At 60.6% G+C, this 25,665-nt stretch carries 26 protein-coding genes; 12 read left to right on the top strand and 14 right to left on the bottom strand.

Annotated elements, in window-relative coordinates:
* Nucleotides 1-33: 33 nt before the first annotated feature.
* The gene (locus FG95_RS15485; RefSeq protein ID WP_081933195.1) at nucleotides 34-1,413 is read right to left on the bottom strand and encodes an ISL3 family transposase; all 1,380 of its coding nucleotides are present in this window, start codon (nucleotides 1,411-1,413) and stop codon (nucleotides 34-36) included.
* Between the two features lie 31 nt (nucleotides 1,414-1,444).
* Here FG95_RS15485 and FG95_RS21140 point away from each other — a divergent pair, with 31 nt between their 5' ends.
* The 5 genes from FG95_RS21140 to FG95_RS15470 all read left to right on the top strand — a co-directional run bounded on the left by FG95_RS21140 (nucleotide 1,445) and on the right by FG95_RS15470 (nucleotide 5,281).
* Entirely contained in the window at nucleotides 1,445-1,585 is a 141-nt protein-coding gene (locus FG95_RS21140; protein ID WP_235211587.1) for a hypothetical protein, read from the top strand.
* Nucleotides 1,586-1,932: 347 nt separating this feature from the next.
* The gene (locus FG95_RS15480) at nucleotides 1,933-2,631 is read left to right on the top strand and encodes a hypothetical protein (RefSeq protein WP_037557026.1); all 699 of its coding nucleotides are present in this window, start codon (nucleotides 1,933-1,935) and stop codon (nucleotides 2,629-2,631) included.
* An 81-nt stretch (nucleotides 2,632-2,712) separates the two neighbouring features.
* Nucleotides 2,713-2,853 carry a hypothetical protein gene (locus tag FG95_RS20830; protein ID WP_161786571.1) on the top strand — a complete coding sequence of 47 codons (141 nt, stop codon included), beginning with the start codon at nucleotides 2,713-2,715 and terminating at the stop codon, nucleotides 2,851-2,853.
* Nucleotides 2,850-3,560, top strand: a complete 711-nt coding sequence (locus FG95_RS15475; RefSeq protein ID WP_037557024.1) for a lasso peptide biosynthesis B2 protein — start codon at nucleotides 2,850-2,852, stop codon at nucleotides 3,558-3,560. Before FG95_RS20830 ends, FG95_RS15475 begins: the two co-directional genes overlap by 4 nt.
* Complete coding sequence (locus FG95_RS15470) at nucleotides 3,560-5,281, top strand: asparagine synthase-related protein (RefSeq protein WP_037557023.1); 1,722 nt, start codon at nucleotides 3,560-3,562, stop codon at nucleotides 5,279-5,281. Before FG95_RS15475 ends, FG95_RS15470 begins: the two co-directional genes overlap by 1 nt.
* A gap of 1 nt (nucleotide 5,282) precedes the next feature.
* On the opposite strand, the gene FG95_RS15465 is transcribed toward FG95_RS15470, so the two are convergent.
* From FG95_RS15465 to FG95_RS20600, 6 genes are all read right to left on the bottom strand, one after another.
* Nucleotides 5,283-7,463 carry a prolyl oligopeptidase family serine peptidase gene (locus tag FG95_RS15465; RefSeq protein WP_081933194.1) on the bottom strand — a complete coding sequence of 727 codons (2,181 nt, stop codon included), beginning with the start codon at nucleotides 7,461-7,463 and terminating at the stop codon, nucleotides 5,283-5,285.
* Nucleotides 7,464-7,473: 10 nt separating this feature from the next.
* On the bottom strand, nucleotides 7,474-10,014 hold the full coding sequence (locus FG95_RS15460) for a TonB-dependent receptor domain-containing protein (protein ID WP_081933193.1): 2,541 nt from the start codon (nucleotides 10,012-10,014) through the stop codon (nucleotides 7,474-7,476).
* Nucleotides 10,015-10,106: 92 nt separating this feature from the next.
* Nucleotides 10,107-11,123 carry a FecR family protein gene (locus FG95_RS15455; protein WP_037557019.1) on the bottom strand — a complete coding sequence of 339 codons (1,017 nt, stop codon included), beginning with the start codon at nucleotides 11,121-11,123 and terminating at the stop codon, nucleotides 10,107-10,109.
* The gene (locus FG95_RS20320) at nucleotides 11,116-11,994 is read right to left on the bottom strand and encodes an RNA polymerase sigma factor (RefSeq protein WP_235211586.1); all 879 of its coding nucleotides are present in this window, start codon (nucleotides 11,992-11,994) and stop codon (nucleotides 11,116-11,118) included. Before FG95_RS20320 ends, FG95_RS15455 begins: the two co-directional genes overlap by 8 nt.
* 34 nt (nucleotides 11,995-12,028) lie before the next feature.
* Nucleotides 12,029-12,640, bottom strand: coding sequence for a GntR family transcriptional regulator (locus tag FG95_RS20315; RefSeq protein ID WP_081933192.1), 612 nt, complete (start codon nucleotides 12,638-12,640; stop codon nucleotides 12,029-12,031).
* Nucleotides 12,641-12,643: 3 nt separating this feature from the next.
* A complete protein-coding gene (locus tag FG95_RS20600; protein WP_152567675.1) occupies nucleotides 12,644-12,832 on the bottom strand; it encodes a hypothetical protein in 189 nt (62 codons plus the stop codon).
* Between the two features lie 771 nt (nucleotides 12,833-13,603).
* On the opposite strand from FG95_RS20600, the gene FG95_RS15440 reads away from it, so the two are divergent.
* The 7 genes from FG95_RS15440 (at nucleotide 13,604) to FG95_RS15410 (ending at nucleotide 17,801) form a co-directional block, all read left to right on the top strand.
* Complete coding sequence (locus tag FG95_RS15440; RefSeq protein ID WP_037557013.1) at nucleotides 13,604-13,852, top strand: sigma factor-like helix-turn-helix DNA-binding protein; 249 nt, start codon at nucleotides 13,604-13,606, stop codon at nucleotides 13,850-13,852.
* Nucleotides 13,853-13,912: 60 nt separating this feature from the next.
* Nucleotides 13,913-14,176, top strand: coding sequence for a type II toxin-antitoxin system RelB/DinJ family antitoxin (locus FG95_RS15435; protein ID WP_037557011.1), 264 nt, complete (start codon nucleotides 13,913-13,915; stop codon nucleotides 14,174-14,176).
* A gap of 263 nt (nucleotides 14,177-14,439) precedes the next feature.
* Nucleotides 14,440-15,369, top strand: coding sequence for a nucleotidyltransferase and HEPN domain-containing protein (locus FG95_RS15430; protein WP_037557161.1), 930 nt, complete (start codon nucleotides 14,440-14,442; stop codon nucleotides 15,367-15,369).
* 207 nt (nucleotides 15,370-15,576) lie between these two features.
* Nucleotides 15,577-16,167 (top strand): hypothetical protein, encoded by a 591-nt coding sequence (locus FG95_RS15425; protein WP_161786568.1) that lies wholly within the window; start codon nucleotides 15,577-15,579, stop codon nucleotides 16,165-16,167.
* Nucleotides 16,161-16,781: a hypothetical protein gene (locus tag FG95_RS15420; protein WP_037557007.1), complete on the top strand. Its 621-nt coding sequence runs from the start codon at nucleotides 16,161-16,163 to the stop codon at nucleotides 16,779-16,781. Before FG95_RS15425 ends, FG95_RS15420 begins: the two co-directional genes overlap by 7 nt.
* Nucleotides 16,782-16,903: 122 nt before the next feature.
* Nucleotides 16,904-17,371 (top strand): hypothetical protein, encoded by a 468-nt coding sequence (locus FG95_RS15415; protein WP_037557005.1) that lies wholly within the window; start codon nucleotides 16,904-16,906, stop codon nucleotides 17,369-17,371.
* On the top strand, nucleotides 17,361-17,801 hold the full coding sequence (locus FG95_RS15410) for an antitoxin Xre/MbcA/ParS toxin-binding domain-containing protein (RefSeq protein ID WP_052182415.1): 441 nt from the start codon (nucleotides 17,361-17,363) through the stop codon (nucleotides 17,799-17,801). Before FG95_RS15415 ends, FG95_RS15410 begins: the two co-directional genes overlap by 11 nt.
* Before the next feature lie 138 nt (nucleotides 17,802-17,939).
* On the opposite strand, the gene hslU is transcribed toward FG95_RS15410, so the two are convergent.
* From hslU to wecB, 7 genes are all read right to left on the bottom strand, one after another.
* Nucleotides 17,940-19,241: an ATP-dependent protease ATPase subunit HslU gene (hslU, locus tag FG95_RS15405; RefSeq protein ID WP_037557003.1), complete on the bottom strand. Its 1,302-nt coding sequence runs from the start codon at nucleotides 19,239-19,241 to the stop codon at nucleotides 17,940-17,942.
* Between the two features lie 64 nt (nucleotides 19,242-19,305).
* Entirely contained in the window at nucleotides 19,306-20,391 is a 1,086-nt protein-coding gene (locus FG95_RS15400; RefSeq protein WP_235211585.1) for an FAD-dependent oxidoreductase, read from the bottom strand.
* A gap of 17 nt (nucleotides 20,392-20,408) precedes the next feature.
* On the bottom strand, nucleotides 20,409-20,975 hold the full coding sequence (gene hslV, locus FG95_RS15395) for an ATP-dependent protease subunit HslV (protein ID WP_037557001.1): 567 nt from the start codon (nucleotides 20,973-20,975) through the stop codon (nucleotides 20,409-20,411).
* 53 nt (nucleotides 20,976-21,028) lie between these two features.
* Nucleotides 21,029-22,102, bottom strand: coding sequence for a mannose-1-phosphate guanylyltransferase/mannose-6-phosphate isomerase (locus tag FG95_RS15390; RefSeq protein ID WP_037556999.1), 1,074 nt, complete (start codon nucleotides 22,100-22,102; stop codon nucleotides 21,029-21,031).
* 22 nt (nucleotides 22,103-22,124) lie between these two features.
* Nucleotides 22,125-22,937, bottom strand: coding sequence for a class I mannose-6-phosphate isomerase (locus tag FG95_RS15385; RefSeq protein WP_037556997.1), 813 nt, complete (start codon nucleotides 22,935-22,937; stop codon nucleotides 22,125-22,127).
* 102 nt (nucleotides 22,938-23,039) lie between these two features.
* On the bottom strand, nucleotides 23,040-24,335 hold the full coding sequence (gene wecC / locus FG95_RS15380; protein WP_037557154.1) for a UDP-N-acetyl-D-mannosamine dehydrogenase: 1,296 nt from the start codon (nucleotides 24,333-24,335) through the stop codon (nucleotides 23,040-23,042).
* Nucleotides 24,325-25,440, bottom strand: coding sequence for a non-hydrolyzing UDP-N-acetylglucosamine 2-epimerase (gene wecB, locus FG95_RS15375; RefSeq protein ID WP_037556994.1), 1,116 nt, complete (start codon nucleotides 25,438-25,440; stop codon nucleotides 24,325-24,327). The genes wecC and wecB overlap by 11 nt, the downstream gene beginning before the upstream one ends.
* Nucleotides 25,441-25,665 lie beyond the last annotated feature (225 nt).

The raw sequence follows: 25,665 nt of genomic DNA, 5'->3' as shown, positions 1-25,665 counted from the left end.
GCTGGCCAAATGGGGTCAGCCTCGCACGTTTGCTTACGACCATGCGTCTGGTTTCGAGCATTCCTCGCACAGGGCGTATTCGTGAACGCGGGGCGGGGGTTCCATGAGCGGCGCGACATAGGCCTTCCAATCTTCCATCAGGGCAGCCGCGTCTATAGGTTGTCTACATCTGATGCAGACGGGTTTTCTCGCGCGCCACGCCTCGTCCTTTGCATCCGCTTCCTCTTTACGTCTGCCCGGGCGCTTTCCAAAAAGCGCGCGTGCTCGGATCGATTCAAAATCATAGCCAGCGCCATAATTGTACACCCGCTTTATAGCGCCGTTTCTCGCCTCGGTCGGGCCATTTGTAAGTCGCCCGTGGTCGAAGAAGTTCAATATTTCTGTCCGCCAATTGTCGATTGTGGTCGCGACGGCTGCGAAAACATGCAAGGGATCGTCAGGTATCGACGCCCGCCACTCGTCGAGGGCTGTTTCCGCGGCGGCGCGGTCGTGTAAATCCCAGATGCTAAGCAGCGCCTCTTTCGCTTCGTACGTGGCATAGAGCTCGTCCGAATTTGCGAGCCAGCCTCCGAGTTCTAATTGCTCGCTAGCGCTCAGCTCGGCCCTTCGTTTGAGAAAAATTCCATTCACGCCCTTGAGGGCAGTTCGGAGGTCGAGGTGAATGGTCCGCTGATATCGGCGGCGCGCTTCATCCATAGCGTCGTTCACATTATCAACCATGTGCCATCGGTCGACGATAATGGCAGCCTGTGGCATCGTTTTCTTTACGGCCGTCCTATAGTAATCGCACATGTCCATCGTGACCGCCTCGACATCCCCGCGGTTCGGTAGCTTCATAAGAAAATTCTGCACGGACTTCAGTGTTCGGTTAGGAAGTAACTCGAACGGCCAACTGTCCTCAAGATTGATGAAGATCGCCCGCATCTCTTTATTAACCAGCGCCAGTTCGTCGATTCCGATGTGGCGGGGAGCGCGTAAATTGCGCGCATGATGTTTGGATAATCTGGCGAAATACGCCTTGCTGATCTCCCCGACGGTTGTCTCAGACACGCCAGTGTCTTCGGCCACGTGAGCAATCGGCTTCAACAGAGATTGTTTCTCGATATATTCCACCAAGCGCTTGGTCATCCGGCGGGTGTGATGCATTCCTGGCAAGATCTGCTTGAACGACGCCCCGCATGTGCGACAAGTATATTTGTTGTGTCGGACATGGATGAAGGTGTGCCTGCCATGAACCGGTGCATCTACAAAAATCCTGGTTGTTGCGCCCCGCTTGACCAGTCGGGCAGGGTCTTCACATCGTGCGCACTCGTCGGGTGCGAGATCATAGGTTGCAGTGATTTGGTAAGTGTCATTCTCGTCAACATAAACGTCGGAAACTGACCAGTCGGGCATTAGCATAATATTTGTCATGCTCGAATTAGTGGTTTGAAATTGCTTAATAATGTATTTATCGGCACGCGAAATTGCTGCCGATTTGGTTGCATCGGATATGTTGTCGCGCCGGGTCGGTTGCCGGACTGTTCATTTTGCATCATTGATGACGTCTATTCCAGTAGACCAAGGCCGCTTGCTGGTGAGCTGACCGATGCCGAATGCGAGGGTTGGCTTCCTTTTATCCGCCGCCCTCGGGCACCCGCGCAAGTGGTCGCTGCGGCGGATGTCGAGGCAATGCTTTACCTGCTGTGCGGCGGGTGCCGTGGCGGATGCTACCACCAAATTTCCCGCCGTCTCGGCCTCCTGTGCTGGTTTCATCTGTGCGCGACAAAGGCCTGAGGTTTTTGCTCGGCCATGAGTTCCGCTGTATCGCGCCCTTGCCATCGGATGACGAGTCAACTGCCTCGTACCGCCTTGCGGAGCGCCGCCTAATCCGCTGCTAATAAATAAAAAATTTACTTCCGAGGTTCAGGGACCGGATCGAATGGAGGCCCAATGACAGCTCTTAATTTTTCGATCACCCACGAGGGCATTTTTCTTGCGACCGATACGCTCGTCTCCCGCGATGGCCGGCCATTAATGTATACGGCCAAGGTCTTGATGCTGCCTCACTTGGACGGTTTTGTATCAGGGACCGGTTCGATAGCTCTGTTTCAACGCTGGTCGCACGAAATCCTCAGCGAGGGCATGATCCATATGTCGGTGCTCAATGTTCTTACGCCTGACCGACTTCGTAAAATTTGGAACGAAATGTCGGAGGAGGAACGTGACAACGGTTCCGCAGACATTTATCACTTATACTATGATCCCAACGACGATCAGTTTGGAGGTTTCGCTTACCGCTATTCGAACGACTTCAAAAGCGAGCCGCTCGGCTATGGGGATTACTCCAATCCAGGATTCGATAACGCAATCGAGATCTTGGACTTTCCGGGCGATCTCATAAGAGCATGTCGCCGCCAGCGGTTCGCGCAGGAAAAGTTGGATCCCGGCGAACGTCGACAAATTGGCGGCCAGGTTATCGCGTATATGATGCAGCGCCATGAGGCTGAAGGGGAACCCATGTCTACGCTGATGACGGCGCAGGTCGCGTACGTATTCGAAGATTTCGACGATATGTTTCTCGATTGCGATGACCCAACTGACGACGAAATCTGGGGCAGTGACCCTGAGACCTGTCCATCCCCCATTTGATTATAAAGTGGAACGCGAATCATCTGCTGAATAGCTTTTCGGATGCGGCTCAATTGAGTCGTATTTTGAAAGGAAAATGCGATGAAGACCCTGAACAATGAGGAAATGATCGATCTCGGCGCCATCAGCGTCGAGACACGCGGCATCAAGCAACTCGGCGAGCCCGATTTCGAGGATGGCGATCATTATGGCCTTGTCGGCGCGATTAGCACCGACGATTGAATGCGATCGGCGTGCCGCCGAACGGTGGCACGCCGGCCGTAGCCGCCATCGTGCCATTGCCGACCATGCCACTTCAATTGCGCCCAGGCCTCTATCATCGTCGGATCGGAGGGGATCATATCTTCTTCGATTTGTCAGCCGACCGCTATTTCCTCCTTCCGCCCCATCTGCGCGCTGCCTTCGACAGCTATTTGAACGGAACGCCAAGTGCTCCCGCGCTTTCCGAACTCCTTGCCGCGGGCGTGATCGGTCCGGGGCAAGCCGAAGACTCGCCGACGCCGCTCGCCTTTACGCACGCGGTCGAGAGTCTTGTTGACGGTCCGCTCGGCGCGGCGTCTACGCCGCAAATCTTGCGGGCAATCTGGATGCAAGGCCGTGCCCGCGCCGAGCTTCGTCGAGACGGCATTCTCGATATCGTGGCGCGACTCGAGCGAGACCGTCCCCGAAACGCTTCGTGTGACGAGCGTGTCATCCAGAATACTGCAGCGGCTTTTCTCCACAGTCGGCGCCTTGTCTCCGCCGCCGACCAATGCCTCGTGCGGGGAATTGCGATGAAACGCCTGTTGGCGCAGCGAGGCTGTGACGCAAGCCTTGTGTTCGGGGTAACGATGCCATTCTCGGCGCACTGCTGGGTGCAGGCCAGCGACGTTGTTCTCACGGACACGCTCGATATCATCCGTCGCTACCAACCGATATTCGCTGTCTGATGGCTGGCGGCTTTTACATCGACATACATGTCACCGCCGAGAAACCTCCGTCGGGTCAGGAAATTTTCGGACGTGCTCCCGACTTCACTGCTGCGAATGTGATGCTCTGGTCGGATGAGCCAATGGTCGCGATCGATGCGAGAACTGTCCTACTCGGATACCTATTCCGGAAGGGGCCGCCGAGCGTGCGTGTTCGCGATTGGGCGGGGGTGGACGGGAGCGCGCTCGTTGCTGCCAACGGGCGGGAACTGATTAATGGCTATTGGGGTGGCTATGTTTTCGTGCATGTCGCGGAAGACGGCGCGCTTTACGTGCTGCGGGACCCATCCGGTCTATTGCCTTGCTACATCCGGCGCTCGGGGTGCGCGACGGCGCTGGCTGGCGATGTCACGGACTTGGTAGTGCCCGAACCGGGCCGATTAGACTTTGAAGAAATCGGACGCATTCTAGCCTCGGGAGATGCTCGCGGCCGGAATACCTGTCTTGTCGGCGTCGAGGAGTTGATTGCGGGAGAGTGCCTCGTGGTCGATCGGCGGAGCGCGAGGATCGAGCGATGGTGGTCACCATGGGACCATGTGACTCCCCGCGGAATGTCCGTCGAAGAGGAAACGAGCCAGCTTCGCTGGACGATAGCCGATTGCATCGGCTCTTGGTCGAGCTGTTTTCCGTCGATCCTGCTGGGATCATCTGGCGGTCTGGATTCCTCGATCGTCGCCGTGGCGGCCACTCCGCGATCGGAAAGGCTGACGGCCCTAACGCTCGTCAGTCCAGGCGTTGCTGGCGATGAGCGACCTTATGCGCACGCCGTCGCAAGTTCGCTCGGAATCCGCCTGCGTCATGCGCCGCTCGACCTGGCTGATATCGACGTCGAGCGTGCGGTCACGCCTCACCACCCCTGGCCGATCTCCCCGATATTCAAACAGGCGGTTGGCGCCATCCATCAGCGATTGCACTCTGAAATGCCTATCGACGCGCATTTTTCCGGGAACGGCGGCGACGGAATATTTTGCAGCATTCGCAGCGCCGTTCCGTTGCTCGATCATTTCCTGTCCAAAGGACAGCGTACCGGTCTCGGCAAAATAGTTCGGGATATCTCCAGCCTCACCGGCGCCGACATCGTGACGGTGCTCAGGCACGCTTGGTTGCGGCATAGGCGCTCGGGCGGGGCGCATCTGCCGCGCTACAATGAGCTTGGTCTTGAAAGGGAGGTGCTGGCGCGGATCGAAGCGCAGGGTTTTTCTCATCCATGGCTCTCTGCGCCCGCCGACGCCCTCCCCGGGAAGACGGTTCATGTCGCGTTCCTGATGCGAGCCCAGAAAAGCCTCGAGCTATATCCGCGGCGAAGCGCGCCGCCGCACATCGCGCCTCTGCTCTCCCAGCCGATCGTCGAACTATGTCTCTCTATTCCGACTTGGCACTGGATAGCCGACGGACGCGACCGCGCCGTCGCCCGCGCCGCCTTCTCGAACCGGCTGCCAAGAACGATTATTGAGCGGCAGCAGAAAGGCGGTCCGGCGGAGTTCAACCTTTCGATCTATAGGACACAGCGTGATCGCCTTCACGAGCTGATCCGCCACGGCGTTCTAGCTGGCGCGGGGATTATCGATACATCCCTTTTGGACGAACCCGAAGATATGTCTTGGCGGGGCAATGCGCGGGAGCAACGCATTCTTGCATTTGCCGCGGCTGAGAGCTGGGCACGGCGATGGAATGGTGGATGAACTAAGGTGCCGCCTCGGCGGTGCCGCAGCGCGGCTTCCCGTGTTCGGCCATGCGGTCCCACATGGCGAGGCGTTCCGGAAAAGGAGCGTCCGCATCGCGCTTGCCGCGCAGCCAATAGTCGAACCATGCTATATTCTCACGCATGGCGAGCATCCGGTTCGCCGGGATATGAAAGATGTGCGTTTCGTCCGATGCCGCGCTGGCGCCGGGATAGTAGGTTAGCTGGGTCGGCACTTTCGCCGCCCGCAGCGCTTCGAACAGTTCGGCCTGCGACGGGGAAGCCGCTGCTACCTGTTGCAGAACGGGCGTACAGGCTTTCCTGGCATTGAGGGAGGGAGCGAAGCGGCGATATTGTTCGAAATGCTCGCTCATCGGCGAGCCGCCATAGACGGGATCATAGCTCGCCGGCCATCCGGCGTAGCCGGAGGGTTCGAGGAAGCCGCCATCACCGCTCGACGCGGCGCTGAAGATTTGCGTCTGCGTAATCGCGACATTGACCATCTGCGCACCGCGGCTGTAGCCGGCGATGCCAACGCGGGCCGGGTCGACGAGGCCCTCGGCCGCCAGCTCGCCTATGGCATCCACGAGGCTATGGACGCCTTCAATCCAAATGAGCCGCCTCACGGTCTCCGGATTGGGCGGTCCGCTACCTCGGGACCAGGCGCTATAGGCCGCGCGTAGATCCGCTGACTGATAGGGCGACGGATCGTTGATCAACAGCACGACATAGCCGCGTTCGGCAAACAGCTGCGCGGGATAGTTCCACTGGTTTTCCGCCTTGGCAAAGCGCTCGTCAGCGTCGAAGCCGTGCGTGATCACGATCGCCGGATAGCGTGTGTCCGGACGAAAGTCTCGCGGGTAGAGGACATAGCCCGACGCCTTGTAACCATTGCGATTGATCCAGGTTCTGGCGCGCGCCTGAAGCGGCGTAATCTCCTCATGGCGGGGAGATACCGTCACAATGGGCTCGATGCCGCCGCGGGCAATGTCGACACGAACAAGCCTTGGCGGCATCGAAACGCCTTCCTCCACGCAGATTGCAAAACTGATTTGATCATCGAAACTGCACTTGGAGAGGCTGCCGGCGCCGTAAATTTCGCGCACGCCGGTTCTTTGCACCAGCGCGAGGCCATAGCGCGAAGTTTTGAGGCTGCGGGTACCGACTATGGCCTTCCGCCCGTCGCGGCTGGCCGCGTAATTGCGATCGCTGATAGTGAAAGCGAATCGGCCGTAGCGGTGGCGCTCCTCACCTGGGCCGCTTTCTCTCAGTTCGAGTGCGGCGCCGATGCCCGTAGTGGAGAGTGCGCCGCCCCGCGGACCTCTGAGCATCGTCAGCGTGCGCGCGTCGCGCTCGTTCGAAACGATACGGATGCTCTTCTGCTTGCGGTCCCATGCACGCGTCTCGAAGACGCTGCCGGGCGTGCCATCGGGCGCCTCGGTCCTGAAAAGAATCTCGTCGCCGCGCCAGATAACCTTGCCGCCCGCGTGCATCGCCATTCGATCGCTGGTCGGACGGGTGATTATCTTGTCGATGCGTCCGTCGGGCGCCCGCAGGAAAAATTCGACCTCGGCCTCGATCGACGAGCGCCTGCGGCTGCGCAGTCGGGTCACGGCCTCGTCAAAGCGAACAAGCGGTTGACCGGGCTTCGCCTTAAGCAGCGAATACCAGAGCCATTGCCCGTCGGAGGACCAATCATAGGCCAAAATGCCGATCTCGTGTGGCGAAGTTCCGCCGCCCATAGCTACGGAAAGGTCTGCCTTGCCGACCGAGACCAACTCGCGGTTTTTAACTATCGTGCCGATCTTGCCATCGGTCGAGATTCGGTAAAGCTGCAGTCCTTCGCCGATATCGAGAAGGGCGCTCCAGTCCTCGGTCCCTGGAATATTCTTGAACGATCTCGCGATGTCGGCGTTTGCGATACTGCGCTGCGTTCTCGCACCGATATTGACGATCCGGATCTGCGCCCGCGTGCGCTTTGCTTCAGCGTCTGCGGTTTCGGTCGCGTAAATCGCAAAGCGACCGTTTGCCGAAAGCGCGAGTTCGTTCACCTCGGGCACCAGCAGGATATCCTCAAAGGTCCAGGGCCGGCCCTTTCTCTCCCCCGCCAGGGAGGCAGGGGAGAGAGCCACGGCGGCAAGGAACGCCGCGGCGAACCGGCCGGTTCTGGGGCAGTTCAGCATGGCCTCGCCCTCACCAATCGCGGCTGATCGTCAGGGCGAGAAAACGCCCGATCGCCGAATAATTCGTCGAATCGAACGGCGTGTCGTTCGGCGCCGCCACGAGTATTTGATCGGGCTTCGCATTGAATATGTTGAGGGCGCTAACCGTGACGTCGGCGACGCCCGCGATCTTGATTCGGCCGGTCAGGTCGAAGGTCGCAACCGGAGAAATTTCGATTGGGACTGCGCGGCGTCGGTCCGTCACGCCGCCAGTGAAACTCGAGAAGGCCGCGAGCGTAAACCGGTCACCGTCGTAAGTCGCACCGCCGCGCGCGCGAAAATGCGGTGGGCTGAAGATATTGCCCGCCAGGTCAGTGACCGGCAGATCAGGAAGCAGACGCTGCTGGCTGTCTAGCCAAGTGGCTCCGGCGCTGAGGGTCAGTGACCGGCCCCTGCTCAGGGAAGCGCGGTAGCGGATTGCGAGATCGGCACCGCGATATCTCTGCTCGGCGATATTGCGGTCGCGCCCGTCGAGAAGAGCAACGACGTTGGTAGGGTCATAGGGGCCGGTCGTGCCGTTCGCCAGCGGGCCGGCGGCGCCCGCGATCGCGGCATCGAGTTCGGCCGCGGTCGGGTTGAAGGTCACGAGCTGCGAGTAGAGCGGGTCGGTCAGCGCTCCCAGCACCGATCTCAGCGGCGGTGCGACGCGGTCGCGATAGTCGATATGGAAAAGGCTCGTTATAATTTCGAGGCGTGATGACGGCCGGAACGTCGCGCTCAGCGTCATATTCTCCGAGCGTTCAGGGCCGACCTCCGGATTGGGGCCGCCGATGTAGACAAAGGTCGAACCTGCCGGAAACTGCGTGCCGTAGCCGGTGACCGGCACCAGGCTTGCGGAGTATCCGGTATATTGCTGGATGAGCGTCGGCATCTTGAAGGACCGGCCCCAAGAGACGCCAAGACTGAACTCCGGCACGGGTGAATAGACCAGCCCCAGCTTCGGCGTCACAATGCTGCCCGAGTCCGAATAATCCTCCCAGCGCAAAGCTGCGGTAAAGGAGGCGCGATGGGCGAAGCCGAGCTTCTGATCCGGACTTGCCAATGGAACGAACAGTTCGCCGTAAGCGAATTTATTCTCTCGCGCCGGCGTGATGTTGCGCCCGGAAAATTCTCCGTGAATGCGATTCTGACGCCAACCTCCCCCCACTGCTAGCCGGACATCGCCCGCGGGGAGAGCGAACAGCGGGCCCTCCGCGCCTGCCTCGATCGCGATATTGCGATTGTCGAAGATCCGGATCAGCTTGGCGGCAACGCCATTGGTGAAATTGTCGGTGACGCCGTAAGTCTCGTCAGTGCCGTAAAATCCCGTCAGGCGCGTGTTCCAGTCGCCGCCAATGTCGATTTCAAGCGTCGGGGCGATGCCAAATGTCTCGAACTCATTTACAACTCGGGTCCCGCGGGTTTCGATCGGCCGATCTACGAACAGGCCGCGCACCGACGTCATGTCGCCGCGCTTGTAGATGAGATCTGCCTTGAGGCGCACGCCCGGGACGAACTGCTGGTGGGCGCTCAGGAGCACGCTATGGCGCTTCAGGTCGGGATAGAAAGTGGAAGCGGGGTTGCTGCTTGACGAAAAACTGCGATCGCTGGCGCGGATCGCGCTGTTGTCGAAATAGTCATAAACTGCAAGGATGCCGCCGGTCGACCATTTGGTTCCGCTAAGCACGCTAAACTGCTGCTGGAAATTGCCGCCATCGGTCGAGCCGCCGATCCGCGCGGTCGTCGTGAAACCTTCATAGTCCTTGCGCAGCAGGATGTTGACCACACCAGCGACGGCGTCGGCACCGTATATTGCCGATGCGCCGTCGGTGACGATCTCGACGCGCTCGACTGCCGCAATCGGGATGGCGCTCACGTCGATCACGCTGTTCGTCCCGCTGTAGGCGAAGCGGTTGCCGTTCAGCAGGGTGAGGGTAGCGTTGGGACCGATGCCGCGAAGGTTGAAGGTCGACGCCCCGTTGACGTTCACATTTTCGTTTTGCGTGCCTTGGGCCGAGCCGATTCCCGGGTTCTGGCCACCTCCGAAATTCTGAGGAAGGCTACGCGCCACTTCGCCAAGATCAGCCAAGCCGGCGTTCTTGATGTCCTGGTTCGTGACCGTGATGACGGGGGCGGCCGGCGGCGCACCCTCAATGCGCGTCCCCGTTACCACTATGGCTTCCTCTGATTCTTGGACCGCGAGCGCGCCGGACCTGGGTCGTCTCCTGATCAACACCGATCCGTTTTCGAACCGAGCTACCAGCGATGTCCCTTGCAGCAGCTTTTCGATTGCCTCTTTGGCCGTAAAGGTCCCCTGCAGCGGAGGGACGGAAACACCGTTTATTTCATCGGCTGCTGCATAGAGTTCCCAATCAGCCGTTGCCGCGACGGTCCTCAACGCATCGCCCAAGTCCTGTGACGGAATGTCGAATATGTAGCGCTCGGTTTCCTGCGCGGCCAGCTCCAATGGTGACAACACCATGACTGTGCCAGCCAGTAGCGCCTGTACCGTGCGTGATTTCAGAATCTTCATAAAGCCTCCCCTAATTGCCCGCGCCGCGCGCAGTGCCATCGGGAATGCTTCGACAAGTGTGGAGAGGCCGACCTTAGGCGGCCGGCAATATTTTATTGGCTGCGGAGGTAGATGCCGTCCGGACGTCGGTGAATCGTAAGATCAAACAGGTCCGCGATCCGTTTCAGGAAAATCTCGGTATCGCTGATCTTGAATCGTCCTGATACATCACGCTTGGCAAGCTTCGGATCTTCCACAACAATGGGAAGAGGCGCGTACTCGTTGGCTTCCGAAATCAGTTGATCCAGGGAGATTGAACTATGCTCAGCCCAACCGGACGGCCACTCCGCCGACGAACTGACGCTGGGCCGCGCGGTGGAATGAATTTGCCGATCGTGAAACCCGTATTGGAGCGCCGAGCGAGTTCGGAGCGATTGCGGCGCTGCGGCTGCGGAGGCCGCGCGCGATGCTGAAGCAAGATCGGCCTTTCCGCTGATCAGTTCCACGACGACTTGGCGGTCGGCGCTTATCATCACGTCGACGACGCCTTCGCTCGTCGTCACGATGCCTTGACCAGCCGCGAGGCGGAAAGGGCGGACGTCATTGACAACCTTCACTCGAGCTCGGCCTTGTGCCACGCGCACATACCGTGTGTCCGAGGATATCGATACCTCAATCCTGGTGTCGGAATCGAGCGTCGCCGTTGATCCATCTTCAAGTTTGAAACTGCGTATTTCGCCGCGTTCGGTCACCAGTGGTTCCGCAGCGTGGGCAGATAGGACGACGCCCGAACCCGGGATTGGAGTTCCACCGGCGCTGATCGTGATCGCAAACAGGATTACCGCCGCCGCCGCCGCGCCGAACATCATCCAGCGTCTTGAAGGGTACGTGACAAGTTTTGCCGTGGCCGCCTCGCTGGTTTGCCCGGAGGATTTCAAAATCTCGGCTTGGGCTATCACGCGAGAATAGCGGTTATAAGCCTGCCTGTGGCGCGGAGATTTCGCCAGCCATTGCTCGAATTGTTCCTGAAGCTGTTCGGTCACCTCGCCGCGCATCCTGATGCTCCATTCAAGAGCATCATCTTTGCGGAAACCGTCGCTCCCAGATTTCGCGCTGTCATTGTCATTCATCGACCGGGTCCACCACTTGTGCGATATGCGCCAGGGCCTTCATCATATGATATTCAACCGTTGCGATGCTGATGCCCAGACGCTGATGGATCTCGCGGTAGCTAAGTTCCTCGACACGGTGCATCAGAAAAACTCGTCTCGTCTTCTCGCTGAGACCTGCAACGGCGCGCTCATAGAGCCGGAGGAGATCGCCAGCTTCCATTTCAAGTTCTTGCTCTGGCGGACTGGCAAGATCATGTTCTTCATGAAGCGGAAGAAGGACGACCTTGTTGCGCCGGCTGCTTACTGCGCGATTTATCAGGAGGTTTCGCGCAATGCGCTGGAGGAAGGCAGCCGGGTTCGCGAGGCGATGCCGCTGTTCGCTGCCCGCGGCACGCAAGAACACTTCCTGCATCAGATCCGGTGCTGCCTCTGGACCAACGTGTCGACCGAGGTAGCGTAGCAAGACGGCGCCATCGTCGCGAAAGGCTCTGTCCAAGGCGGCGTTCCCCTGGTTGGGGACCCGGGTGGCCGTCGAAATGTTAACCGGCTTTTCCGGCTCCCTGACCCGATCCGACGTTGAAGGCAGGAGTGTGCGCGCAGAACGGTCGCGACCGAATGAAGAAAATGCCACAGGACTAATCTGAAATGGCAATGCGAGCAGGCGGGTTGTCACCCGTCTACAAGTCGTTTCTCGCTTCGCCGCCGTTAAATCGCCCTGCGGCAATTTGATGGTCGGGCCACCCGACCGGTAAGGACGAGCGTTCATAATGCGTGACGGAACTTCCACGCGGCTGCTGCCAATTTGCTCGCTGCGCTTTGCCGTCATGCCGACGGCCGTGAAAATTGGCAAGCAAAACGCTGCGGAAATTTGTCTTTCGATACAATCCATCTTTCCCGACGTGAAATTTGCAGCCGCAATGAAATCAGGGGGCGCTTGGTGAATCCAACTCCGATGTCGTCAGCCGAATATATTCTGCCACCTTAGCGATACGCCGATTACAAAATCGCTTGATAAGTCGGCGCAATTTCGCGCCTTTTGGGTCATCGTTCGCTGCGGCTATGATGTCTTCCAGCTCCGACTCGATATCTTCAAAGAGCTTCGAGTCGCATCGGCGAAATTTATAGAGGCGATTATTATGCTTTGAGATATCTGCGATGAGTGCGCTGTTACCTGATCGACTGCCAAGTTGCAGGAAAAATTCCGAGACTCGGTTTGGATAGGCTCCATCCGCTGAAATTGCAGACGAATCTTTCGAAGATTTGATCGCAGCGAGAATAAGAGTTTGATGGTGTTCGAAAAGATGACGCAGTTTGGCTTCATCTATCCGCGGCACATAAAATCCTTCGCCAGAGATGTACTCGACCAATTCTTCGCGTTCCAGCCGACGAAGAGCCTCGCGGACCGGCGCAGTGCTGGAAAACAGCATATCGGCGATTTTTATCGGATCCAGACGTGTGCCCTGAGGCCAGAATTCATCCATAATACGCTCCTTTAGCTCGGCGTAGATATGTTCGAGAACGCGCGCGGCACACATGGATCAGTGCAACCTGGCTTGCGCCAAGCTGCGGAGCGTCACTCCGTAAACTTGGCGCTCGGCATCGTCGGTCCCATTGCCTCTGGCTCCCTTGCCGGTTTGATAAATCAGATTTCGAGCGACGAACCCGGATGACGCATGGCGAAGCGCCAAAGCGCTCTTGATCCGTTCGTGTGTCTTGTCATTGGCCATTTGAATCAGTTCCTTCTTAATACCATTCTCAAATGCCTAGCGTAAAGCTAGGGACATGCGACAAAACCGATCCGAAGCGGGTGGCTGCATCGCGAATCTATACACGATTCGTTATGACGAGTCTAGAGTTAGCTTGGCCGTTATCTAAATCTGTGAGGTTGGGGACTGTTAAGAGGTTTGTGGATTGTGAATAGATATTTAGAGATTGAGAATCTATAGGTGCATTGTCCTGGGGTATTTGTGGAAGATTCTTCCTGGCTTTTCCTGAATTTTCCTAATTTTTGCCGTGCGCCGCTAGCTTGAGACGGGGTCAAAGATCCATGTTGAACAACCCAAACGGCGCAAGGAGCGCAATGCGATGCTCTCGCCGCAGCGAGCGGCGCTGCTCGAAGTGTGATGGCGCGAGGGCAAGTGTCGCAATGTCATGCAATTTAGGGCCCGGAGGTCGGGTCGATGGTGCGGTTTCGTACGCGGATACACCCGCAATGGTGGTTTCGACGCGGGGCCTCAAGCTCATAGCCATCGCGCCAAACCGGCCCGGCAGGGTAGCATCCGCCGAGAGCGCGACCAGAGAGGCGAAAGCGTAAGAGCAAGAATAGGTGAAGGGCAGGGAAGAGAGATGTCCCGGTAGCAGATTTGCAAATGTGAAAGAGAGAGAGGGATCGAGCGGACGCCGTCCGCCGATGCCTTCGGATGTCGGCCGCTTCATCGATGCGGGCAGCGGCGTCAACCCGTAACGGGTCTCTGCGGGCAACTGCCGGAACGCTCAAAATGATCAAACTGGCATCGAAGAACCGCCGTCTCATTCGGAAGTTGGAGCAGGCGATGCTGCGAATGGCGCCGTGTGACCGTGTGATATTCCTCGGACATTTCGTTGATGATGCGACCTTCTTCGAACTTGCGCGTCAGCACGGCGTCAGCGTTGCCGAAGTGGAAGCGGCGCTTCGTCGGGGCCTCGTAATTCTGGCCGATATCCTGGAGCCGGAGCCGCAGCGATGGTGGCGATTTTGGCGCCGCTAGTCGCCAGAACTGCAATTGGCAGCATGTTGCATTACATTGTCATGCAGGAAGGAAATTGACATGGCTGCGAATGCACTCGTCCAAACCCGAATTGACGGGACCGTGAAGGAAGAAGCCGCTACCGTATTGGCGGCGATGGGGCTTACCGTCTCGGATGCAGTGCGGTTGATGCTTACCCGCGTTGCCCGTGAAAAGGCGTTGCCATTCGAGCCGCTGACGCCGAACGAAACGACCATCGCCGCGATGAAGGAAGCCCGCGTGAGCAAAGGAAAGCGGTTCGCCACGGTTGCCGACCTCATGGCGGACCTGAACGCGGACGATTGAGCGCACGGGCCAATTCAAGCGCGACTATAAACGGGAGAAGAAAGGACAGCACGCCAAAGCGCTGGATGCTAATTCTTGGGCAGTTCCGGCTTCTCGCGGCGTCGCAATTCATTCTCCACCGCCTCGCGGATGAACCGTGCCAAGCGCCGGTTACCGACCACCGCTTCAATATGAGGATCCGCTCGCGCGGGCGGGGGTGTCGGCGCCGTCGGCGCGTTTGACGCTTGCCAAGCAAGGGGCAGCCGGACAGGGTGAAAAAGATCATGCGTACCGACCTGGATCACCTTCCTGCGAATAAGCAGCGTGAATTGGAGCGTGTTGTCCAGATCATCTTCGAGGAATTCGAGGATGCACTGGCGCTCGCCCAAAAGCAGTGGAAGAAGAAAGGGCGGATCGAAAAGATCATCCTCTATGGCAGCTACGCGCGCGGCGGCTGGGTCGACGAGCCCCATACCGCGAAGGGATATCGGTCCGACTTCGATTTGCTCATCATCGTCAATGACAAGCGGCTGACCGAACGCGTCGATTATTGGCTCAAGCTCGATGACCGGCTGATCCGCGAGCTCGCGATCGACAAGAGCCTGCACACGCCGGTGAATTTCATCGTGCATACGCTGCAAGAGGTGAACGACGGTCTCGCGCACGGGCGATATTTCTTCATGGACGTCGCGCGTGATGGCATCGCGCTCTACAGCTACGATGACAAGGAACTCCATACTCCCAAGCCGAAGACGCCGGAACAGGCTTTGGCTATGGCGAAGGAGTATTTCGAAGAATGGTTTCCAGCGGCGATGCGAAAGCATGATTTCGCTAGATTTGGAATGGATAAGGGTCACCTAAAGGAAACAGCGTTTGAACTTCATCAAACGGCTGAAACACTCTACCATTGTGTTCTTTTGGTGTGCACCTTCTATACTCCTCATGTTCACAATCTCGCTTTCCTGCGCACGCAGGCTGAGCGGATCAATATGCGGCTGATTGATGCTTGGCCACGCGAGCGGCGCGAAGACCGCGCGCTGTTTGAAAAGCTGAAAGAGGCGTACGTTAAGGCTCGCTATTCGAAGCACTACCGTATCAGCCAGGAAGAATTGCTCCGGCTTAGCGCGAATGTCGATGCATTGGGGCAGGCCGTACACGCCGTTTGTCTGGACCGAATTTCGGAGCTGGAGACAAGGGTGTCTGCCGAACGGTAGCATGTTGCCTACTCCTCTGTCGCGCAGTGGATAGTTGCCTTCCGACGGCGGAGGCGGCTTCGCGCAGGTAGTTTTGCACCGCCTGAGGCGGCGCCCAAGAACAGAAAGGGAAGTTGCAGGGTTGGCCCTGCTTGAAGGATGAAATTCTGAAGGAGGGCTGCCGCCCCGAGCCCCGGCAACCGGGCTCAAGGTCAAGAGCAGTTTTCCATGCAAGTTACAACAATAGCCGACCCGCTGAATCCGGTCGTCGAATCTGAGACAATGCTTCCCACAGTGCTACGAGGAAGTGTCAATCTTCCGGCGGCGACGCGGGCTGACAGCAAGATCATGCACCATATCGCGGCGCTCATGCATAGTTCGGCTCGCTCCGACCATGGTATGGCGGCAACGCTGCTGCCTGGAAGCCTTTTCCTGAAATCTTCACGGGTCACCGTCTACGCTACCGCGGCGCAGAACCCGCTGTTCCTCGGCGAGATCGAGATCCTCGCTATCGCGACGGGTCAGCCAGTGATTTTGCTGCGGCGAGCGCCTGACGGTTCATCCACCGATCTGACCGTCGACATCGCCTTGCCGGATCCTACGAAACTCAGCTGGTTTCTCGAATACCAGTTGTTTCTCGGTCTGGCTGGCGACAGCTGGCTCGTACCTCTTGGTAGCGGACCGTCGATCCATTTGATGCGGCACGGTCTATTCTTGTCAGAACATCATCCCTTTGCCGATGCTTGGGATCGCGATGCGGGAATCGAGAGGGCGATGGCGCATCTCGCCTCGCACCGGATCGGGGGCTGGTCATGGTGATGAAGAAATTCCCCGTCCCCGGCGACCTTGATTTCGTTCCCGTCCCCGGCGGTGACGACCCGAACTTCATATTCGGCGTCGTGCGCCGGCAGATTAAGGACGGTCCCGTCCGAACTGTTCCAGCGTCGGTCATCAAGCGCCTTTGCCCAGGGCAAAAGGTCGAGATATCTGCGCCGTGGGCACCGACCTGTCTTCGCTGGGACGTCCTTCTGCCGTCCCACGCAAACGACGAGTTCCTCGATCCCAAGCGCCTATGCGAAAAGTATGAAGAGCAGGCCTGCAATAAGCTCAAGGATCTGCTCGTGATGATAACGTTGCGCTTCCCCAATCCCGATCGCTTGCATCGAGCCTGGGAGGATGTTCGTGCGTTTGCTCTCGAACGCTTGTGCCGCGAGCGCAACGTCGCCGTAATCGCAGCGATGCATCTGCCAGTCACAGTTGGCTCGACCAATCCGCCCCATATCCATCTGATGGCGCCCGCCCGCGAACTTCAATGTTACGGCTTCGGTCCGTTTGTCCGGCCCTTTTCCGCCGATGCCGGAAAGGCGATGATCGCGGCAGAATGGTCCGAATGGCAGAAACGGCCACTTAACGGCGATCCCGCCGGCGAATAACCGGCGTCGACATGCCGATGGCCTGGGCGTCGGCCTCTCACCCAAAGAAGACAGACCAGCTAGCTGGATCGAAGAAATGAAAGCAGCGGCTGCCCGGCCGAAGCCGCTGCAAGGAATTGACGATGAAAAAATATATGACCGCCAAAGACCGGCTCGAAGAAGCCGAGACACTGATGGCCGCCCTTGCGATCGTTCGAACGGCCGGGTTGGAACTCGATGGCAAGCTTCCTGTCCTGTCGCCCGAGTTTGCGCGCTATCTGTCAGCGCCCGATTCTTTTCTGCTAGTCGTGCCGTCGACAGCGACCTACCACGACGACCGGCCCAGAGTCGCGAACGCGATGCGGATCTCGCGGTGCGACGCCGTGATTGTCCGGATATCGCGGTCGAGCATCGGCTCGAAGAAGGTCATTCTCGACATCGGGGTCGATGGGCTGGTACCTGTCTGGTACAACGAATATCGTCCCTGTTCACTCGATGGCGTGCTCCATTTCGTGCCCGACCATGAGCCTGGCGGGCCTATTTTCCGGCTGACGCAAAAGGGACTGACCACGTCGGTCGATTTCGATGTGTTACAACCCGATGAGCATTGACGAACCGAACGATGCGCGGCTTAAGGCCAGGGCTTACTTCATGAGACGGGGCGTCGACCCTGTCAGACATGGAGGGGCGGGCCTGCGCACCTTCCTCAATATCGCCGACGCGTGGAGCCTCAGCACCGAGGAGCAAATGGACCTACTCGGCACTCAGGACCTTGCGACCTTCGAGGATTGGAAGGTCCGCGTGCGAGCGCACGAGACTATCGCAATTCCCGTAGATGTGATTGTGCGGATTGGCTGCGTGCTGTCGATTTACGGATCGCTTACGACGCTCTTCCCGGACGAACGGGCGGCCGCCTGGTTGCGTGCTTCGAACGCGGACAGACCATTCGATGGAAGGGCCGCCTTGGCAGTAATGACCAGGGGCGAGCTTCAGGGCCTCGATGCGGTTGTCGGCTATCTGCTGGCAAAGGTTTACAGCTAAGGGGGGCCTATCCTTTGATTACCGTCGCGGACGAACGCAGCCCGACCGTGCCGTTGATCATGATAACTATTCAGCGGACGCACGAAGCGGATGCACGAAAAAGCCGTTAAGACGCGAGCGCCCGAGCGGCTTCGGAGATCAAAGCACATATTTGCTGAGGTCGGTGTCGCCGACGACGTCGGCGAGCTGGCTGTCGACATAGGCGGCATCGATGTCGAGCGTCGTGCCGCCCGCATCCTCGGCGGTGAAACTGATTTCCTCGACCAGCCGCTCCATGATCGTCTGGAGGCGGCGCGCGCCGATATTCTCGACCTTTTCGTTCACCTCTGCCGCGAGTCTCGCGACGCGTGTGATCGCATCGTCGGTGAAGTTCAGCGTCACGCCTTCGGTGCCGAGCAATGCCGCATATTGTTCGGGAAGACCGGCCTTCGTCTCGCTGAGAATACGGACAAAATCCTCTTCGGAGAGTGCGCCGAGTTCGACGCGGATGGGTAGGCGGCCCTGAAGTTCGGGGAGGAGATCGCTCGGCTTCGCGACATGGAATGCGCCCGACGCAATGAAAAGGATATGGTCGGTCTTCATCGGGCCGTATTTGGTCGCGACGGTCGTGCCCTCGATCAGCGGCAACAGGTCGCGCTGGACGCCCTCGCGGCTCACCGAGCCACCGCGCACGTCGCTGACCGCGATCTTATCGATCTCGTCGAGGAAGACAATGCCGTTCGCCTCGGCATCCGCGAGTGCGACGCGCGCGACATCGTCCTGGTCGAGCCGCTTGTCCTGCTCTTCCTCGATCAGCCGCGTCGCGGCCTCGATGACTTTCAGCTTGCGGCGCTTCTTGGGCGGGCCGCCCATCGCCTTGCCGAGCATGTCCGACAGGTTGATCATGCTCATCTGCCCCGGCTGGCCGGGCAGCTCGAAGTTCATGCTCGGGGTGTCGGCAACCTCGATCTCGACCTCGCTCTCGTCGAGGTGACCCTCACGGATGCGCTGGCGGAAACTCTGGCGTGTCGCCTCGCTAGCGCCCTTGCCCGTGAGCGCGTCGAGCAGCCGCTCCATCGCAGCTTCCTCGGCAGCGGCGCGCACGGCTTCGCGGCGGCGGTCCTTTTCGAGCCGCACGGCTTCCTCGACGAGGTCGCGCGCAATCTGCTCGACGTCGCGGCCGACATAGCCGACCTCGGTGAACTTGGTCGCCTCGACCTTGATGAACGGTGCGTCGGCGAGCTTGGCGAGGCGGCGCGAAATCTCGGTCTTGCCGCAGCCCGTGGGCCCGATCATCAGGATGTTCTTGGGGCTGACCTCGTCGCGCAGATCGGGCGAAAGCTGTTGGCGGCGCCAGCGGTTGCGCAGCGCCACCGCGACCGCGCGCTTCGCCGCGGTCTGGCCGATGATATGCGTGTCGAGCGCGGCGACAATCGCCTTCGGGGTCAGGTCTTTGTTCATATGTCGGAGAGGTCCAGCAGAAAGAAAATCATGTCGCCGCTAAATGGGAAGGGGGCGGGGCAAGTCAAGCCGGGCAGCGGAAACCGGCGAACAGCTGCTGGTGCGACGCGACGATGCGCGCGATACGTTCGGGCTGTGGTTCGGCCTCCCAAATGTTTCGTTCGTAGCTGCCGCCGATGACGATCCCGTCGGGACGCGGGAACATATAGCCCGCCTCGCCGGTGAAGGCGTAGTGGACCTCGGGCTGGGGGATCAGGATGGCGAGCTGCCCGCGGATCGGGATCAGGTCCATGTCGCCGAAAAGATCGCGCGCGCCGAGCCCGGTGCAGTTGAAGACGAGCGATTCGGACAGCGATGCGATTTCGGCGGGCGACGCGAAGCCGCGCACCGCGATGCGACCGCCCGCACCCTCGATATCGCGCATCATCTGGCGCAAGTATCGGCCTGTCTCGACGTACATTGTGTCATATTGCCAGAGCCGTTCAACCGGGAAGGGATGCTCGTCGGCACGAAGCGCGCGCGCGGCTGGTGGGAAGGTCGGAAGCTTGGGTTCCTCGGGCGTGCCTTCGGAATAGGTGGTCAGCCAGCGCACGCCATAATCGTCGCCGACCATGATCTGAAACCGCCGCCAGCTATAATCGAGCGCCGCGGTGAATTGCCGCCGCCACTCGGGGGTGACGGCGTCGGCCTTGAACAGGCCGAAGGGATGGAATTGGCCGCCGGCGATGTTCGATGTCGTGTCGGGGGGCAGCGACTTCGCGTAGACGGTGACGGGACAGCCCGCCTCCTGCAGCAGCCGCGCGGTCGACAGGCCGACGATGCCGGCGCCGATCACCGCGACGGGGCCGCTGTGGCCGGGCGCGCCGATTTCGACCGCGAGCTTCGCGGTGCCCCAGCTCATCGTGATGCCCGACCCGCCGTGGCCGTAGTTGTGGACCAGGCGCTTGGTGCCGAGCGTGTCGGCGCGCACGACGAAGCCGCCCGGGCGATAGGGGCGGAGGCCCGCGACCGTCCGGATGACGCGGTCGGGTGACGCCTTCACCGGCATCAGGCAGGTGGCAGGGGTTCGCGCGGTAGTGGTCGCGCAGCCGGGGAGGGCGAGGGCGGCGGAGCCGGCGACGAAATGACGGCGGGGGAGTGTTTGAATCACCCCGCGACCATAGAGGGTCAGCCCTTGATGTCGATGGTCTCGGCCGTGAACTGGTCATTGGTGTAGACGCAGATGTCGGCGGCGACCTCCATCGCCTTCTTCGTCAGCACCGCGGGATCCTTTTCATAATCGGCCAGCGCGCGCGCCGCCGAGAGCGCGAAATTGCCCCCTGATCCGATCGCCGCAATGCCGCCCAGCGGTTCGAGCACGTCGCCGTTGCCGGTGATGACGAGCGTGACCTCCTTGTCGGCGACGATCATCATCGCTTCGAGGTTGCGGAGATATTTGTCGGTGCGCCAGTCCTTGGCGAGCTCGACCGCGGCGCGGAGCAACTGGCCGTTGTGGCGCTCGAGCTTGGCCTCGAGTCGTTCGAAGAGGGTGAATGCGTCGGCGGTCGCGCCCGCAAAACCGCCGATGACGCTGCCGTCGTGGAGGCGGCGGACCTTGCGGGCGTTGGGCTTCATCACCGTCTGGCCCATCGACACCTGGCCGTCGCCGATGATGACGACCTTGTTGGCGCTGCGGGCCGAGAGGATGGTGGTTCCGTGCCAAGGCGCGGCACTTTGCGCATGGGGATTGGTCATGTCGCGCGATATGGGCGATGGGCGGCGGAGCCGCAAGGGGAGGGTATTCGCCTTCAGGCCGTCGGATTGTCGGCGAGATGTTCGACGATCGCTTTGACCTCCTGCGCGCGGTCTCGCGGGATGATCAAAATGTCGTCGCCATGGGTCACGACCACCAGATCGGAAACGCCGACGACCGCGATGCGCCTGCCCTTGTCGGCGCGGAGATAATTTCCGGCCGCGCCGATGGCGATCACGTCGCCGATGCGAACATTGCCCGCTTCGTCCTTGCCACCGAGGTCGTGCAGGGCCGCCCAGCCGCCGACGTCGGACCAGCCCGGATCGACCGGGACCACGACGACGCTTTCGGCACCCTCCATCACTGCATAGTCGATCGAGTTCGACGGGCTGGCAAGGAAGGCTTCGTCGCCGGGATGAATTTGCACACCGTCGTGTCGTGCCGCCACCGCGGAGGCGGCGCACGACGAAGCCATCGCGGGTTGTTGTCGTTCGAGTTCGGCGAGGAAACGATCGGCACGCATCAGAAAGATGCCGGCGTTCCAGTAATGCCCACCCTCGGCGAGCATTTCCTCGGCTCTGTCGCGCGGCGGCTTTTCGACGAAGCGCCGCACCGCGTGGACGCCCGGCGCGCCGGTCAGCGGGTCGCCCGCGGCGATATAGCCATAACCGGTTTCGGGATAGGCGGGGGCGATGCCGAAGGTTGCGAGCGCACCGGCCGCGACCGCAGGGCGTGCGGTCTCGATCGCGTCGTGGAAGGCCGGCACGTCGGTCATCACATGGTCCGCCGGCATCACGAGGATCATCGCGGCAGGATCGGCGGCGAGCGTCGTGAGGGCCGCGAGCGCGATCGCCGGAGCGGTGTTGCGTGCTGCGGGCTCGACGATGATCCGCGCGTCGCTGATCCCCGCCGCCGCCAGATCGGCCTCGACATAGGCGACATGGCCGGGACCGCACACGATGAGCGGTGCGGCGAAGCGCGTGCGGTCGACCGCCCGGTCGAGCGTTTGCCGGAACATGCTGTCGCTTCCGGTCAGCGGCTGGAACTGTTTGGGCGTCGTGTCGGTCGACACGGGCCACAAGCGCTTGCCGGAGCCGCCGGAAAGGATGACGGGGACGATGCTGTTCATATCGGGCCTTTAGGGAAGGAAATCAGGCTGGCCAACAGAGTAATGCGCGCGCGCCGGACGCGAGCGCAATGGCGTCGGCGCGATCCGTTGCCACGCATTCGCCGAGCTTTACCGCTTCGCCGGCAATGCTGCACCCCCGTGACAATGGGGTGAAGGTGAAGTCGGCCGCTTCCCGCGGCAGGAACGTTGCGGCCTCGGGCCCCGACAGGTGGAGCAGGCGGAAGTGCGGACCGTCGACAAGCAAGCGGTTTGCGGTCGCGGCGACGCGGCCATCGCGGTGGTCGGGTCGGGGAGCGGTCTCCGATACCGCGAGACCGGCATCGAGATGCAGTTTACGCGGCCGGCCATAGTCATAGAGGCGGTAGGTGCAGTCGACATTCTGCTGCACCTCGACGACGGTCAGCCCGGCACCGATCGCGTGGATCGTGCCGGCCCGGTTATAGACGAAATCATCGGGTTTTGCGGCGCGCCAGTCGATCATGTCGACGATCGAACCGTCGAGCGCGGCATCGTGCAGCAATTCGCGGGTCGTCGGTGCGACAAGGCCGACGCCGAGTTCGGCATCGGGTTCGGCATCGAGCACCAGCCAGCATTCTTCCTTGCCGCGTGGATAGCCCGCCGCCTGCGCGTCGTCGTCGCCGGGATGGACCTGGATCGATAGCCGTTCGGACGTGAAGAGGAATTTGACCATGATCGGGGCGTCGGTGCCACCCGGATGCGCAAACCATATCTCGCCCACTCGCCGGTCGCCGAAATCGCCGAAATCTCGGGGAATGTCGGTGCGCCCCCACGGTTTGTCGACGATGATGGTTTCGAGGCGAGTCAGTGTCGGCATGGAAGGTCGGAACCTGTCGTTCTTTTCGCCGGGGCGGCGCCTGAAGGAGATTGATTTATAGCCGATAATGGCCGCTTCGCCGCACAAAAGCGAGCAGGAAGGTCAGGCGGCTCTGTGCAGGCGGCTTCCGTTCGCAGCGCTCGGCTGGTCGAGCCACAGACCGCGGGTGTCATAAACGATCTTGTCGCCGCGTTCCTCGATCGGGATCGACTTGAACAGATCATGGTCGACGAGGACGATCAGCAGGTCGCACTGCGCTAGCGCCGTATCGAGGTCGATCAGTTCAGCGCCGGTGCCCGCGAATTCCATCGGCAGGCCGCGCGCATAGGGCTCGACAATCCGGATCTGCTGTCCGAAGCGGCGCGCGAGCGCGGCGGCGACCTCGACCGCGGGGCTTTCGCGGAAATCGTCGATATTGGGCTTGAAGGCGAGGCCGAGGCAGGCGACGCGTGCCTCCGGATGCTGCGACACGAGCATCTCGGCGGCGCCGATCACATGCGCGGTCTTGGCGAGATTGACCTCGCGCGCGGTGCGGATCAACTGGCTGTGATCGGGCGCGCCATGAACGAGGAACCAGGGATCGACCGCAATGCAATGGCCGCCGACGCCCGGGCCGGGCTGGAGGATGCTGACGCGCGGGTGGCGGTTGGCGAGGCGGATCACCTCCCACACATCCACCCCCATATGCTCGGCCATCATCGACAGCTCGTTGGCGAAAGCGATGTTGACGTCGCGATAGCTGTTCTCGACGAGCTTCACCATTTCGGCGGCCCGCGCCGAAGTGGTGACGCAGGCGCCGCGCACAAACTGGCGGTAAAAGGTCATCGCTCGGCGCGCGCAGCGCGGGGTGATGCCGCCGATGCAGCGGTCGTTGTCGACCAGCTCGACGAGGATGCGCCCCGGAAGCACGCGTTCGGGGCAGTAAGCGACGAAGATGTCCGCGGCGCCGGTGCAGGCGCCGGGGATTTTCAGGTCGGGGCGGAGCTCTGCCAGCAGCGCGGCGACCCTTTCGGTCGTGCCGACCGGCGAGGTCGATTCGAGGATGACGAGATTGCCCGCCTGAAGCTTCGGCGCGATCGCGCGCGCGGCCGACAGGACATGGCCGATGTCGGGGCGATGCTCCTCGTCATGCGGCGTCGGCACCGCGATGACGAAGACGTCGGCGGAGGCAACCTCGGTCGAAGCGACGAGGGTGCCGCGCGACACGACGCCCTGGACGAGCCCGTCGAGATCGACTTCCTCGATATGGACCTTGCCGCTGTTGACCGTGTCGACGACGTGCCGGCTGACGTCGATGCCCGTCACCTTGCTGCCCGAGCGCGCGATCAGCGCGGCGGTGGGCAGGCCGATATAGCCGAGCCCGAGGACGGTGACCTTCTGTTCGCTGTCAATGAGCACGCGCAACTATCTCCGCTATTCGTGTCGCCGCCTTGCCGTCGCCAAAAGGATTATGGGCGCGGGCCATGGCGTTATAGGCCTCTTTGTCATCCAAAAGGCTGAAAATTTCCGAAACGATGCGATTTTTGTCGGTCCCGACGAGCCGCGCGGTCCCCGCGGCGATGCCTTCGGGCCGTTCGGTCGTCTCGCGCATCACGAGCACCGGCTTGCCGAGCGAGGGCGCTTCTTCCTGCACGCCGCCGCTGTCGGTGAGGACAAGGGTGCTGGCCCCGAGCAAGCGAACGAAATGCGGATAGTCGAGCGGATCGATCAGCGCGACATTCGAAAGGCTACCCAGAATCGGCTCCATTGCGCTGCGGACGTGCGGGTTCGGATGAAGGGGGAAGATGATCGCGACGTCGGGGCGTTCGGCAATTCCGGCGATGGCGTCGGCGATGGCCTTCATGCCGTCGCCAAAATTCTCGCGCCGGTGCGAAGTGACGGCGATAATCTGCCTGCCGGCGCAACGCGCGAGCAGCGTATCGAGCCCCGCCGCCAGCGAAGGCTGTTCCTCGATCCGCGCCGAGGTGGCGAGCAAGGCGTCGATGACGGTGTTTCCGGTGACGTGGATGCGGCCGGCGTCGACATTTTCCGCGCGCAAAGCGGCCGCGGCGGTTTCCGTCGGCGCGAAATGGAGGTCGGCGACGGCGCCCGCGACCTTGCGATTCACCTCCTCGGGCCAGGGGTGATAGATGTTGCCGCTGCGCAGCCCCGCCTCGACGTGTCCGACGGGTATTTTGCGGAAATAGGCGGCGAGCGTCGCCGCCATCGTGGTGAGCGTATCGCCATGGACGAGCACCCGATCGGGCTTTTCGCGGTCGAAGGTCTCGCCGAGCCCGGTGACGAGCCGCGCCAGCAGCGCGTCGAGCGTCTGGTTCCGCGTCATGACGTCAAGATCGACGTCGGGTATAATGCGCGCGATTTCCAGAACCTGATCGAGCATTTCACGATGTTGCGCGGTCACGCAGACGCGCACGTCGATCCCTTCCCGGTTCTGCAGCGCATGGACCACCGGAAACATCTTGATCGCTTCGGGGCGGGTGCCGAAGACCGTCATCACCTTCATTTTAAACAACTCTCCGCATCGTGATGCCGACTGCTGGTAAACGCGCGATTAAGCGACAAAGCTTGCGACACCCTTAAGGTGCGGTCGGGGGAATTTCACGAAAAGACTTCTGTGAAAAGCCCGCAACGCAGGTCGGCTTCGCGCGTATCGCGTATCGTATCGCGTATATTGTCACCGCACGATTGCAGGGCTAGGGGACGGGGCATGTCCGAACCGCAGATATCC

This window comes from Sphingopyxis sp. LC363 (assembly GCF_000756385.1).
GTDB lineage: Bacteria > Pseudomonadota > Alphaproteobacteria > Sphingomonadales > Sphingomonadaceae > Sphingopyxis.
This window is presented reverse-complemented; position numbering and strand designations above follow the sequence as displayed.

What these genes read in the sequence shown, in the direction of transcription:
- FG95_RS15420 (WP_037557007.1), top strand. Translation starts at nt 16,161, where the DNA reads ATGGTGATGAAGAAATTCCCCGTCCCCGGCGACCTTGATTTCGTTCCC.
- FG95_RS15440 (WP_037557013.1), top strand. Translation starts at nt 13,604, where the DNA reads ATGATCAAACTGGCATCGAAGAACCGCCGTCTCATTCGGAAGTTGGAG.
- FG95_RS15470 (WP_037557023.1), top strand. Translation starts at nt 3,560, where the DNA reads ATGGCTGGCGGCTTTTACATCGACATACATGTCACCGCCGAGAAACCT.
- FG95_RS15425 (WP_161786568.1), top strand. Translation starts at nt 15,577, where the DNA reads ATGCAAGTTACAACAATAGCCGACCCGCTGAATCCGGTCGTCGAATCT.
- FG95_RS15390 (WP_037556999.1), bottom strand. Translation starts at nt 22,102, where the DNA reads ATGAACAGCATCGTCCCCGTCATCCTTTCCGGCGGCTCCGGCAAGCGC.
- hslV (WP_037557001.1), bottom strand. Translation starts at nt 20,975, where the DNA reads ATGACCAATCCCCATGCGCAAAGTGCCGCGCCTTGGCACGGAACCACC.
- FG95_RS20830 (WP_161786571.1), top strand. Translation starts at nt 2,713, where the DNA reads ATGAAGACCCTGAACAATGAGGAAATGATCGATCTCGGCGCCATCAGC.
- FG95_RS15385 (WP_037556997.1), bottom strand. Translation starts at nt 22,937, where the DNA reads ATGCCGACACTGACTCGCCTCGAAACCATCATCGTCGACAAACCGTGG.
- hslU (WP_037557003.1), bottom strand. Translation starts at nt 19,241, where the DNA reads ATGAACAAAGACCTGACCCCGAAGGCGATTGTCGCCGCGCTCGACACG.
- FG95_RS15465 (WP_081933194.1), bottom strand. Translation starts at nt 7,463, where the DNA reads ATGCTGAACTGCCCCAGAACCGGCCGGTTCGCCGCGGCGTTCCTTGCC.
- FG95_RS15415 (WP_037557005.1), top strand. Translation starts at nt 16,904, where the DNA reads ATGAAAAAATATATGACCGCCAAAGACCGGCTCGAAGAAGCCGAGACA.
- FG95_RS15410 (WP_052182415.1), top strand. Translation starts at nt 17,361, where the DNA reads ATGAGCATTGACGAACCGAACGATGCGCGGCTTAAGGCCAGGGCTTAC.
- FG95_RS20315 (WP_081933192.1), bottom strand. Translation starts at nt 12,640, where the DNA reads ATGTGTGCCGCGCGCGTTCTCGAACATATCTACGCCGAGCTAAAGGAG.
- FG95_RS15435 (WP_037557011.1), top strand. Translation starts at nt 13,913, where the DNA reads ATGGCTGCGAATGCACTCGTCCAAACCCGAATTGACGGGACCGTGAAG.
- FG95_RS15480 (WP_037557026.1), top strand. Translation starts at nt 1,933, where the DNA reads ATGACAGCTCTTAATTTTTCGATCACCCACGAGGGCATTTTTCTTGCG.
- FG95_RS15485 (WP_081933195.1), bottom strand. Translation starts at nt 1,413, where the DNA reads ATGACAAATATTATGCTAATGCCCGACTGGTCAGTTTCCGACGTTTAT.
- wecB (WP_037556994.1), bottom strand. Translation starts at nt 25,440, where the DNA reads ATGAAGGTGATGACGGTCTTCGGCACCCGCCCCGAAGCGATCAAGATG.
- FG95_RS21140 (WP_235211587.1), top strand. Translation starts at nt 1,445, where the DNA reads ATGTATTTATCGGCACGCGAAATTGCTGCCGATTTGGTTGCATCGGAT.
- FG95_RS15460 (WP_081933193.1), bottom strand. Translation starts at nt 10,014, where the DNA reads ATGAAGATTCTGAAATCACGCACGGTACAGGCGCTACTGGCTGGCACA.
- FG95_RS20600 (WP_152567675.1), bottom strand. Translation starts at nt 12,832, where the DNA reads ATGGCCAATGACAAGACACACGAACGGATCAAGAGCGCTTTGGCGCTT.
- FG95_RS15455 (WP_037557019.1), bottom strand. Translation starts at nt 11,123, where the DNA reads ATGAATGACAATGACAGCGCGAAATCTGGGAGCGACGGTTTCCGCAAA.
- FG95_RS20320 (WP_235211586.1), bottom strand. Translation starts at nt 11,994, where the DNA reads ATGGATTGTATCGAAAGACAAATTTCCGCAGCGTTTTGCTTGCCAATT.
- FG95_RS15430 (WP_037557161.1), top strand. Translation starts at nt 14,440, where the DNA reads ATGCGTACCGACCTGGATCACCTTCCTGCGAATAAGCAGCGTGAATTG.